Origin of the sequence: Pseudoalteromonas sp. S3178 (assembly GCF_005886985.1) — a bacterium.
Taxonomy (GTDB): domain Bacteria; phylum Pseudomonadota; class Gammaproteobacteria; order Enterobacterales; family Alteromonadaceae; genus Pseudoalteromonas; species Pseudoalteromonas carrageenovora.
Genome location: NZ_PNCW01000443.1, coordinates 1 through 311, shown reverse-complemented (window position 1 = coordinate 311; position 311 = coordinate 1). Strand labels below are relative to the sequence as shown.

Sequence of the window (311 nt, the reverse complement as noted above, 5' to 3'; positions counted from 1 at the left end):
AACCAGCAAGCTCGCCATATTACTCCCCCAATCAGGCGCAAGCGAGCGACTTGGCGTTGCATTAAAAAATGGCTTTTTAGCAGCTACTGACAACATATCGCATACTGAAGTGTTTTTTATTGATGAAATGCTTACACATCAAGACATTGAACAGCAGTTACAAACTAATGAAATTGACTTTGTAATTGGACCACTACTACGGTCTAATATAGAAAAGCTGCAAAGTAGCGATGTCATTGCAGCACTTCCGACTATTTATTTAAATACACAAAATCATTCAACAAATTCAGCCCCACACCACTATTACTTTT

1 protein-coding gene is annotated in these 311 nt (G+C 38.3%); it reads left to right on the top strand.

The window, feature by feature from the left end; translation table 11 throughout:
• On the top strand, nt 1-311 hold a 311-nt coding region (locus tag CWC11_RS21680; protein WP_171038511.1), incomplete at both ends, for a penicillin-binding protein activator.